The sequence below is a fragment of the Polaribacter marinivivus genome (assembly GCF_042651285.1).
GTDB lineage: Bacteria > Bacteroidota > Bacteroidia > Flavobacteriales > Flavobacteriaceae > Polaribacter > Polaribacter marinivivus.
This window is the reverse complement of record NZ_JBHSCY010000002.1, coordinates 628,730-640,386: the sequence shown is the minus strand read 5'-3', so window position 1 is coordinate 640,386 and position 11,657 is coordinate 628,730. Positions and strand designations below refer to the sequence as shown.

Below are 11,657 nucleotides of genomic sequence, written 5' to 3'. Positions count from 1 at the left end.
AAAATGAGAATATTAAAAAGTTTAGTAGTAGCAATTTTAATTAGTACTGCGTTTTCATGTGCAAATCAAAAAGCAGATGTAAAGGTTTTAGAAACAGAAATAGATTCTGCTAGTTATGCTTTAGGAATGGATATGGCTATTAAAGTAAAACAAAACTTTAAAGAAGCTAATACAGATATGTTTCTACAAGGGTATAGAAACACAATGGATTCTACTAACATGTTAATTGACCAAAAAGATTTAGGAATGTTTTTAAGAACTTTTTTCCAAAAACAACAAATGGAAAAGCAAAAAGAAATGGCAGCTAAAAATTTTAGCGAAAATAAAAAAGCTGGAGAGAAGTTTTTAGCAGAAAATAAAACTAAAGAAGGTGTAATAACTACTGAGAGTGGATTACAATATATTGTTTTAAAAGAAGGGACAGGCAGAAAACCACAACCTACAGATACTATTAAAATAAATTATCATGGTACTACTATTAATGGAGACGTTTTTGATAGTACTATTAGAAGAAATAAGCCTTATGTTTCTAAAGCAAATGTATTTGTACCAGGTTTTAATGAAGCTTTATTAAATATTAAAGTTGGTGGAAAACACAAAGTTTTTATTCCTCAAGAATTAGCTTATGGTTTTCAACAAAGGGGTCAATTAATTAAGCCTTATTCTCCTTTAGTTTTTGAAATTGAGTTATTAGAAATTACAAACGACTAGATGAAGAAATTAGTTTATTTTTTAGTTTTTGCATTTACTTTAATTAGTTGTACTCCAGAGAAATATAAAAATTTACCTGAAGGTTTATATGCTGAAATACAAACAAAAAAGGGAGATATTCTTTTAGAATTGTATTATAAAGATGTGCCAATGACAGTATCTAGTTTTGTTTCTTTAGCTGAGGGAACAAGTTCTAGAGTAACAGATTCTCTAAAAGGAAAAAATTATTTCGATGGCTTAACTTTTCATAGAGTTGTAGATAATTTTATAATTCAAGGAGGAGATCCTTTAGCTAATGGTAGAGGAGGACCAGGTTATCTTTTTGGAGACGAATTTCCAAAAGATGAAAATGGCAATTTACTTTATGCACATGATGATGCTGGAGTATTATCAATGGCCAATCCTGGACCAGATGCAAATGGAAGTCAGTTTTTTATTACTCACAGAGATATCCCTCATTTAGATGGTAAACATTCTGTTTTTGGTAAAACAATTATTAATTCTAATCAATTAAAAGAATTAAAAAAATCTTTTAAAGATTCAACTAAACTAATAAAAGCAATAGATTCATTAAGAATGGTTAATGTAAATGCCATAAAACAGAAAGATACTATTGAAGCTATTAAAATTATTAGAATTGGTAGTGATGCAAATGATTATGATGCAGAAGAAGTTTTTAATGCAGAAATAATAAAATTTAATGCATCTACTGAAGAAAGAAAGAAAAATGAAATTAAAGCTGAAGAGGCTAGATATTCTAAATACTTAGAAGATAAGGCTGCATTTTTAAAGAAAATGGATGAGCCTAAAGCTACAAAGTCTGATTCTGGTTTACGTTTCTTAATTCTAAAAGAAAATGCAAAAGGTAAAAAAGTGCCAAGTAATAAGCCAATAAAAGCACACTTTACTTTATATACAGCAGATGGTAAAAAAATACAATCTACAGAAGATAGTGGTCAGCCATTTGTTTTTCAGATAGATGATGAAAAAAGACCTATGATTACAGGTTTTAAAGAAGGTGCAGCTATGATGAGAGAAGGTGAAAAAGCCAGATTGTTTATACCTTATTACATTGGATTTGGAGAAGCTAAATACGGACCTTTTCCTGCAAAATCTGATTTAGTTTTTGATATTGAAATTTTAGAAATAGGTAAATAATTTGTTTGAAACCATAATACAAAAAGACAAAGAGTTACTAATTTTTCTAAATAATTTAGGAACTGAACAATGGGATCCATTTTGGTTATTTATAACAAACCAATTGTACTGGGCTCCATTGTTCATTTTAATTTTTTATTTGGTAATTAAATCCTTTGGATGGAAAAGAGGAGGATTTATGATATTATCAATGATTGTTTTAGTTGCCTTTTCAGACCAATTTACAAATCTCATCAAAAACTCTGTAGAACGTTTAAGACCAAATAATGATCCAGAAATCATGGATTCATTAAGAACTCTTATAAATCCTCAGAGTTATAGTTTTATGTCTGGTCATGCTACAACATCAACCTTTTTTACAGTTTATGTAATTTTACTTTTAAGAGAAAAGTTTAAGAAATATATTTATTTGATGTTAATTTTTCCAATACTTTTTTCTTATTCTAGATTGTACTTAGGAGTACATTTTCCAATTGATATTTTTGTAGGAATTTCCATAGGAACTCTATTTGGAAACCTATATTTTATGCTATATAAAAAGCTTGATAAAAAGTCGCTTGCTTAATTACTTTTTATTGTTAAAATATAAGTATTTAGTTGAATGATAATAAGCATTTAACAAACTATCCATTTTCATTTTTTCTTTAGGTAATAATTTGCTAATATCCTCTAGTTTATCGCTTTTTAAATTATATAAACCTGTGGTGTTGGTTACGTTTGTTTTAGAGTAGTATAAACTATCTTTAAGTAGACCAACTGTAGGTTCGCCTTGCATACGTAAGTAAACAAAAGAGGTTGGGTTTTTATAATTAATAGAGTCTAATAAATCTCTTCCTAAAGTGTAATTGGTGTAATTCATTTTTAATAAACTCATAACTGTTGGAAACATGTCTATTAACTTTCCATTATAGATAACTTCTTTATTTTCAGTGTATTTAGGAGCATGTATAAAAAAAGGAACATGTTGTAAATTAATGTTTAAATCATGTTCATTTGTATAATTACTACTTCTATTCATCATAGTATTATGATCTCCAAAAAAGACAAAAACTGTATTTTCATAATAACCAGATGCTTTAGCTCTATCTAAAAATTTACCAACATTAAAATCTAAGTAACGTAATGCATTTAATTGTGCAACAGATTTAAAACCAGATTTTTCTAACAAATCTTTAGAAATTTCTGTCTCTTGAATAGGAGTGAAGCTTTCTTTTTTATCAGGCACTGTAAATGGCATATGATTAGAAGCTGTTTGAATGTAAGCCACAAAAGGTTTGTTTTTTTGATGAAGTCTTTTAAGCTCTTTATCAGATTCTTTAAATAATTCGTAATCATCTATTCCCCAAACATCAGCTCTGTTTTCTGTATCATAACTTCCTTCTTCAAATATTTTTAATCCTTTTATATTGGCTTGAAAAATACCTCTAATATTAGCCCAGTTTGCACTTCCTCCTAAAAAATAAAGTTTTTCATAGCCATTAAACTGATCAAATAAAATACGTTGATCTATAATCATTGGATTTCTAGAAGCTGTATTAACGTCATCTATATCTGGTAATCCTGTAACACTTGCAAACACACTTGCTGCTGTTCCAGATTTATGAACAAAAAAGTTAGAAAAATGTAAACTATTTGGAATTATTGAATCCATTTTTGGAGTAGATTTTATAGGGTTTCCATAAAAACTCATAGGCTTTACACCAACAGATTCTAACATTACAAAAACAACATTTGGTTTTTGTTTAAGCTTTACACTATCATTAAAAACTACTTTTCTTTCAAATGAAATGCTATCTTTTGGTAAGTTTAAATCTTTAGCAATAACAGGATAGTATTTTTTAAATTCTTCCATATTTACTGACTCTGTTCTAAAAGCAAAAGAATCAAAAAAATAAAGTATTGGGTTTAAAGCAAACTGATTTACCTTGTTGTTTTTAGAAAAGAAAGCCTCACTCCACCTTAATGGATAGTGAGTAAAACTATTGTAAATACTAAAAGCAAATAGTAAAAAAGTAGCTATAAAATAAAGCGCTTTTATTTTATTTGAAATATGATTTATTTGGTTAGAATGAGATTTATAAATAAAATTAGCTAGTTTTCTAATCAAAAATGTTAAGAAAAGTAAACCAATTAACCCTTTTACAATAGGGTAACTTTCCCATAAAACTTGCGTAGAAATTTTTAAATCTTCTAAAAAACGTAAAGAAGCAGCATCTAACCTTACAGATAAGTAGCTGTAATAACCAAAATCAAATAAATAAAATAAGGTTAAAACAAGATAAACTAAGGGTAAATATAAAAGCGTAATTTTATGATAAACAGGTTTTTTAAAGAATTTATAATTTGTAATTAAAACCAATAGTACTAAAGGAAACATTATTAATGAAGCTAGTTTAATATCAAAACGTAAGCCTAGTAAAAAAGAGTTTTGTATTTCTTTTGATGTAGCTGTCTCTAACTCAGCAAATAAATAAAAAAACAGTACTCTAAAAATATAATTGAATAAGATTAATACTATAAAATTTGTGAATAGAAATTTTATGTAATTTGGTATTTTTGAAAACATATTTAATTCTTATATACTGTTTTAAAGTTTAAATACTTTATTCAATTTCAGAGACTAATTGATTGACAACCTTATTGAAATCTTCTTTAAAATTAGTGAATTTTTTTCCTGTTGCAGGTCCATTAAAACTTGGGTATATCTTTCTTACCTTTTTGTTTTTGTCAATTATTAGTAAAGTAGGATATGCATTAAACTTATTTAACATTGGGAATTTCTCTAAAACAGCCTTTTTACTTCCTCCTCTTCCAAATTGCGCTAATAAAACAGGATAAGGAATTTCAACCTCTTCTATCAATCTACTAATATTATTTATAGATGTTTCTCTAGATTTAGCAATTTCGATATCTAATGAAACCACTTTAATTTTGTCATTCGGATTTTCTTTTAAATAATTTACTAAAAATTTAGTTTCATCTAAAGAATTTGGGCACCAAGAACCCATTATTTGAGCTATAACAACTTTATTATTAAATTCTGTATCAGTACTTTCTACTAATCTTCCTTTGTGATCTGGAAATGAAAAATAAAACTCATTATAATCCTCTTTAATGAAAGTGATATTTTCATCTATTTCTAGTTCATAATCATTATTTAGTTTAGCTTCAAAAGGTTCTTTCCAGTGATTTCCAGAATAAAACATTCCGTTTAAAGTCGAATCAGTAGCTTTAGCTTTAAATAAAAACACATGAATACCATCATAAACAGATAATTTTAAAGAATCTCCATCAACTACACCTTCTAAATAACGGTAATCTCCTGTTTTTGTAATAAAAGTCCCAGTTGCTATTTTTCCTTCTTGTTTAAATATTCCACTGGCTAAATATTTATTTTTATCATTTTGTTTACTAAAAACTGTTTCCCATTTTCCAGTAATATTTACAGTTGGTTTATTTTTAGTATCAAATCTTTCAGCTGAGTTTATTGTTGTATATGATACAATTCTGTTAAAACTAGGATTTATAAAGTTACCATTTTCAAATTTTTTATCAATTATTTTTGCTTTAATATATCCCTCAAAAACAGGTGTTTGCATTCGAATAGAGTCTTCCTTGTAACTAATATTAGTTACTTCAATAGTTTCTTCGCCATTTTTAATATGAATTAAAGTATCATTTATAACTTCAAACACAAAAGGGATATTCTGATTGTCTTTTGCTTTTAAAACTCCTCTAAATGTACCAGTTTCTATTTTTGATGCTACTTCTTTATTACAAGAGAAAATAAAAAATAAAGAAAAAAGTAATAAAAAATATCTCATATAAAAATCTTTAAATTGAGCTCAAATTTACAATAAATAGTGGAATCTTTTTTTATGAATTAGTTATTAAATTAGTTTATAAAATCCTTTAAAATGGTTAATTTAGCCGCTGAAAATTTTAAAAAAGAATATGAAAATTTCTTACAACTGGTTACAACAATTTTTAAAAATAGATTGGGAAGCTACCAAAACTGGTGAGCTATTAACAGATTTAGGTTTAGAAGTTGAAGGTATAGAAACTAAGGAATCTATAAAAGGGAGTTTAAAAGGTGTTGTTGTTGGTGAAGTACTTAATTGTATACAACACCCAAATGCAGATAGATTAAAATTAACCACTGTAAATCTAGGAGATGAAAAACCTGTGCAAATTGTTTGTGGAGCTCCAAATGTAGCAGCTGGTCAAAAAGTACCTGTAGCAACTGTTGGTACTATGCTTTATGATGAAAAAGGAGAAGGTTTTAAAATTAAAAAAGGAAAAATTAGAGGAGAAGAAAGCCATGGAATGATTTGCGCTGAAGACGAGTTAGGTTTAGGTAAAAGTCATGATGGAATTATGATTCTTGATAATAAGTTAAAACCTGGCACACCTGCTTCAGAGGTTTTTAATATAGAAACAGATTATGTTTTTGAAATTGGGTTAACTCCTAATAGATCTGATGCAATGAGCCATTATGGAGTTGCAAGAGATTTAAGAGCAGGATTAATTCAACAAGATGTAAAAAAGGAATTAATATCTCCTTCTGTAAGTGATTTTCATGTTGATGAAAGAACCTTACGTTTTGATGTAGAAGTAGAAGATAAAGATTTGGCTCCACGTTATTGTGGAATCACAATTACAGATGTTACTATTAAGGATTCTCCTGAATGGATACAAAATCGATTAAAAGCTATTGGTATAACTCCAAAAAATAATGTTGTAGATATTACAAATTATGTTTTGCATGAATTAGGTCAGCCATTACATGCTTTTGATGCTCAGAAAGTTAAGGGTAATAAAATTAAAGTAAAGACTTTAAAAGAAGGGACTAAGTTTACAACATTAGATGAAGTTGAAAGAACGTTATCTTCAGAAGATATTATGATTTGTGACGCAGATTCTAATCCTCTTTGTATTGCAGGAGTTTTTGGAGGATTAAATTCTGGAGTTACAGAAAATACTACTTCAATTTTTTTAGAAAGTGCTTATTTTAATCCTGTTTCTGTTAGAAAAACTGCAAAACGTCATGGATTAAATACAGATGCATCATTTCGTTTTGAAAGAGGCATAGATATTAATATGACTGAATATGCATTAAAAAGAGCAGCTTTATTAATTGAAGAATATGCAGATGGTAAATTAGCTTCTGATGTTTCTGATTTTTACCCAGTTAAAATAGAAGATTTTCAAGTTTTCTTATCTTATGAAAATGCTTACAGATTAATTGGTCAAGAAATACCAAAAGACACTATAAAAAATATTTTAGCTTCTCTAGAAATTAAAATTAACAGCGAAACTGAAGGTGGTTTAGGCTTAACAATTCCATCTTACAGAACAGACGTTCAAAGAGAGGCTGATATTATAGAAGAAATTTTAAGAGTCTTTGGGTATAATAATATCGAGTTTTCAAATAAATTAAATACTTCTATAACATTTAATTCAGATACAAATACTAAAGTAGAAAACATTATTGCAAATCATTTAAGTGCTTTAGGTTTTAATGAAACTATGGCAAATTCTTTAACAAAATCTGATTATATAAACTTATCAGAAAACATAAAAGAAGATGCAAATGTAGTAATGTTAAACCCTTTAAGTAATGATTTAGGTGTAATGCGTCAATCATTATTATTCAGTGGTTTAGAATCTATTTCATACAATATAAACAGAAAAAATAATTCATTAAAATTTTTTGAATTTGGTAAAACATATCATAAGTTTAATGACAAATATCAAGAAGATAAACACCTAACATTATTTGTTACTGGTAATAGAGCAAAAGAAAGTTGGAATAGTAATAATTCAATTTCTGATTTCTTCTATTTAAAAGGAATTATTACTACAGTTTTACAAAGAGTAGGCGTCAGTAAAATTAAAACTTCACCTTCAAAAAGTGATATTTTTTCAGAAGGAATTACATTAAGTTTAGGTAAAATTAAGCTAGTAGATTTTGGTGTTGTTAAACGTTCTATTCTAAAAGAATTTGGAATTAAACAAGAAGTTTTATTTGCAGATTTTAATTTAGAAAATCTTTATAATCTTTCAGGCAACAAAAAGATAAAAGTATCAGAATTACCCAAATTTCCTTCTGTAAAAAGAGATTTAGCTTTATTACTTGATCATAATATAGCTTTTAAAGAAGTTTACAACCTAGCTTTTCAATCTGAAAGAAACTTATTAAAAGAGGTTGATTTGTTTGACGTTTATGAAGGTGATAATTTACCAGAAGGTAAAAAGTCTTATGCAGTAAGTTTTCTATTGCAAGACGAAAACAAAACATTAGAAGACAAACAGATAGATAAAATTATGCAGAAGTTACAACAAACTTTTGAAAAGAATTTAGATGCTGTTTTAAGATAATTTATAAGCTCCTTTTTTAAGGAGCTTTTTTTATATTTGCACTTAATATGTATAAAGCTTTAATAAGACCCATCTTTTTCTTTTTCGATCCAGAAAAAATTCATCATTTTACATTTTCATTAATTAAGTTTTTCTCTAAAATTCCATTAATACCTAATATTTTTAGAAGTTTATATCAAACAAATGACCCAAGATTAGAGCGTACACTATTTGGAATTACTTTTAAAAATCCTGTTGGATTAGCTGCAGGTTTTGATAAAAACGCAGTTTTATATAACGAATTAGCAAATTTCGGATTTGGTTTTATAGAAATAGGTACTGTAACTCCTAAAGGTCAAGAAGGTAACCCTAAGAAACGTTTGTTTCGTTTACAAGAGGATAAAGGGATTATTAATAGAATGGGCTTTAATAATGAAGGTTTAGAAGCAGCAATTCATCAATTAAAAAAGAATAAAGGAAAAGTTATTATTGGAGGTAATATTGGTAAAAACACACAGACTTTACCTGAAAATTATACAGAAGATTATTTAACTTGCTTTAAAGCTTTACATCCTTATGTAGATTACTTCGTGTTAAATGTAAGTTGTCCTAATGTTAGTAGCCATGCTAAATTAAATGACAAAGATTATTTGGTTGAGTTAATAACTGAATGTCAAAATTTAAACAAAAAGGAATCTATACAAAAACCAATTTTACTAAAGATAGCACCAGATTTAAATAATACTCAACTAGATGAAATTATAGATTTGGTAGCTGAAACAAAAATTGATGGTGTAATCGCTTCAAATACTTCAGTTTCTAGAGAAGATTTAAAGACCTCTAAAGAAAGATTAGCTGAAATTGGTAATGGTGGTTTAAGTGGGCAACCTATTAAGGAGAAAAGCACAAAAGTTATTCAATACCTAGCAAATAAATCTAATAAATCTTTTCCTATTATAGGAGTAGGAGGTATACACTCAGAAAATGATGCTTTAGAAAAATTAAATGCAGGTGCAGATTTAGTGCAGATTTATACTGGTTTTATTTATGAAGGTCCTAGTTTAGTAAAAAGAATTAATAAAGCTATTTTAAAAAATAGTTAATACAATTTTAAATGATAGAGACCTTAATATCATTTGCTTTAGCTACATCTGTATTGGCTATTTCTCCTGGTCCAGATAATATATTTGTTTTAACACAGAGCATTGCAAATGGCAAAAAATACGGATTAGCCACTGTTTTTGGATTAATATCTGGGTGTTTAGTTCACACAACATTATTAGCATTTGGGGTTTCTTCAATAATAGCAGCATCAGAAACTATATTTTTTATTATAAAATTATTTGGTGCGTTTTACTTGTTGTATTTAGCTTATAAAGTTTTTAAAGCAGATGCTTCAATTGTTCTTTCGAAAGATAAAACTGATCATAAAACTACAAAAGAATTATTTAAACAAGGATTTATTATGAATGTGCTAAATCCTAAGGTAACTATCTTTTTTTTAGCTTTCTTTCCTGGATTTTTGTTTAGCGATAATTTATCTAAAGTTGCACAGTTTTATATTTTAGGTTTTTTATTCATGTTTGTCTCTCTACTTATATTTTCTTCAATAGCAATACTTGCAGGAACGATCTCTTCATATATAGAAAAGAATAAAAACATTGGTATTTATCTAAAATGGATGCAAATAATAGTATTTATTGGAATTTCTTGTTTTATTATGATTTCTTAATTTGTTCTAAACATATGTTAATGTTTCTTAAATAAAAAAAGACATCGTTTATTTTGTTTAATTTTGATTAATATAACTTAAACAAAAAAGCATGAAAAATTTTAAACCCTTTATTTTATTATTCGTCTCTTTATTCTTGGTTACAAGTTGTAATGAAGATGAAGATTTTAATTTACCTGTACCAAATGGAAATACAACTGTATTCGATTTAAATGAAAAAGCTGTTGCTGGTATTTCTGGTAAAGCCACATTTGTAGAAAACGAAGATGCATCAATTACTGTAGTATTAGACATATCTGGAACACCTGCAAATGGAGTGCATCCTGCACATATCCATTTTAACTCTGCTTTAGAAGGTGGTGCTATAGCATTAAGTTTTAATCCTGTAGATGGTAATAATGGAAAAAGTGTCACAACCTTTACAACTCTTGATGATGGAACTCCTGTAAGTTACAGTAATATGATTAATTTTGATGGATACATCAATGTATATTTAAGTGAAGATGATTTAGGAACTATTGTTGCACAAGGTGATATTGGACAGAATGTATTAACAGGAAACACAATTACTTACGATTTAGGAGAAAAAGCTGTTGCTGGTATTTCAGGTAGTGTTACTTTTTCTGAAAGAAATAGTGGAGAAACTTTAGCAACCATTATGTTAGCAAATACACCAGCAAATGGATCACACCCAGCACATATACATGCAAATACAGCTGCAGAAGGAGGAGGAATACTATTATCTTTCACTCCTGTTGACGGAAACACAGGATTAAGTGTCACAAATATCTCAACTTTTGATGATGGGTCACCTTTTAATTTTTCAAGTATTACAGACTTAGATGCTTACATTAATGTGCATTTAAGTGCTAATGATTTAGGAACTATTGTAGCACAAGGAGATATTGGTCAGAATGATTTAACAGGAAATACAACAACATATGATTTAGGAGAAAAAGCAGTGCCAGGAATTTCAGGTAATGTTGTTTTTTCAGAAAGAGTAAATGGAGAGTCATTAGCAACAATCATGTTGTCTAATACACCAGCAAATGGTTCACATCCTGCACACATACATGCAAATACAGCAGCAGAAGGAGGAGGAATCTTATTTTCTTTTAATCCAGTAGATGGTAATACAGGAATGAGTATGACAAATGTTGCTACTTATGATAATGGAGGAGCATTAACTTATTCTGATATAGCTGGTTTAGACGCATATGTTAATGTACATTTAAGTGCAACTCAATTAAGTACTATTGTTGCTCAAGGTGATATAGGGAGAAATGATTTAACAGGAGATCAAAAAGTTTATACATTAAATGAAAAGGATGTAGCAGGTATTTCAGGTACAGCAACTTTCTATAAAAGAGTAGATGGTTCTGCTTTAGCAGTATTAAATATTATGAATACACCTGCAAATGGTTCACATCCTGCACATATTCATGAAAATGATGCTGCAACAGGTGGTCCAATCGCATTTTCTTTTAATCCAGTTGATGGAAATACAGGAATGAGTATGACTCAAGTAGAAGTTTTTGACAACAATACACCAATTACTTTTGATGAAATTTTAACCTTTAATGGGTATATAAATGTTCATTTAAGTGCAAGTCAATTAAGTACTATTGTAGCTCAAGGTAATATTGGTTCTAACATATAATTTAATTTAAATCAATTTAAAATCCCATCATAATTT

At 28.0% G+C, this 11,657-nt stretch carries 9 protein-coding genes; 7 read left to right on the top strand and 2 right to left on the bottom strand.

Going from position 1 to position 11,657, the window contains the following annotated elements; all coding sequences use genetic code 11:
- The first annotated feature begins 3 nt into the window (after positions 1-3).
- Genes ACFOWD_RS11055 through ACFOWD_RS11045 form a run of 3 tightly spaced genes read left to right on the top strand, consistent with a single transcriptional unit; the run spans position 4 to position 2,434 of the window.
- Complete coding sequence (locus ACFOWD_RS11055) at positions 4-711, top strand: FKBP-type peptidyl-prolyl cis-trans isomerase N-terminal domain-containing protein (RefSeq protein WP_377410551.1); 708 nt, start codon at positions 4-6, stop codon at positions 709-711.
- Positions 712-1,869: a peptidylprolyl isomerase gene (locus ACFOWD_RS11050; protein ID WP_377410549.1), complete on the top strand. Its 1,158-nt coding sequence runs from the start codon at positions 712-714 to the stop codon at positions 1,867-1,869.
- Position 1,870: 1 nt separating this feature from the next.
- Positions 1,871-2,434 carry a phosphatase PAP2 family protein gene (locus tag ACFOWD_RS11045; RefSeq protein WP_377410548.1) on the top strand — a complete coding sequence of 188 codons (564 nt, stop codon included), beginning with the start codon at positions 1,871-1,873 and terminating at the stop codon, positions 2,432-2,434.
- Here ACFOWD_RS11045 and ACFOWD_RS11040 read toward each other — a convergent pair whose 3' ends face one another.
- Entirely contained in the window at positions 2,435-4,435 is a 2,001-nt protein-coding gene (locus tag ACFOWD_RS11040) for an LTA synthase family protein (RefSeq protein ID WP_377410546.1), read from the bottom strand. It lies immediately after the preceding gene.
- A 37-nt stretch (positions 4,436-4,472) separates the two neighbouring features.
- Positions 4,473-5,693, bottom strand: coding sequence for a TlpA family protein disulfide reductase (locus ACFOWD_RS11035; RefSeq protein ID WP_377410544.1), 1,221 nt, complete (start codon positions 5,691-5,693; stop codon positions 4,473-4,475).
- A gap of 130 nt (positions 5,694-5,823) precedes the next feature.
- Here ACFOWD_RS11035 and pheT point away from each other — a divergent pair, with 130 nt between their 5' ends.
- From pheT to ACFOWD_RS11015, 4 genes are all read left to right on the top strand, one after another.
- Positions 5,824-8,250, top strand: coding sequence for a phenylalanine--tRNA ligase subunit beta (gene pheT / locus ACFOWD_RS11030; protein WP_377410542.1), 2,427 nt, complete (start codon positions 5,824-5,826; stop codon positions 8,248-8,250).
- 47 nt (positions 8,251-8,297) lie between these two features.
- Positions 8,298-9,332: a quinone-dependent dihydroorotate dehydrogenase gene (locus ACFOWD_RS11025; protein ID WP_298992700.1), complete on the top strand. Its 1,035-nt coding sequence runs from the start codon at positions 8,298-8,300 to the stop codon at positions 9,330-9,332.
- A gap of 11 nt (positions 9,333-9,343) precedes the next feature.
- Positions 9,344-9,961 (top strand): LysE family translocator, encoded by a 618-nt coding sequence (locus tag ACFOWD_RS11020; RefSeq protein ID WP_377410539.1) that lies wholly within the window; start codon positions 9,344-9,346, stop codon positions 9,959-9,961.
- A gap of 91 nt (positions 9,962-10,052) precedes the next feature.
- A complete protein-coding gene (locus tag ACFOWD_RS11015) occupies positions 10,053-11,621 on the top strand; it encodes a CHRD domain-containing protein (protein ID WP_377410537.1) in 1,569 nt (522 codons plus the stop codon).
- Positions 11,622-11,657: the final 36 nt, after the last annotated feature.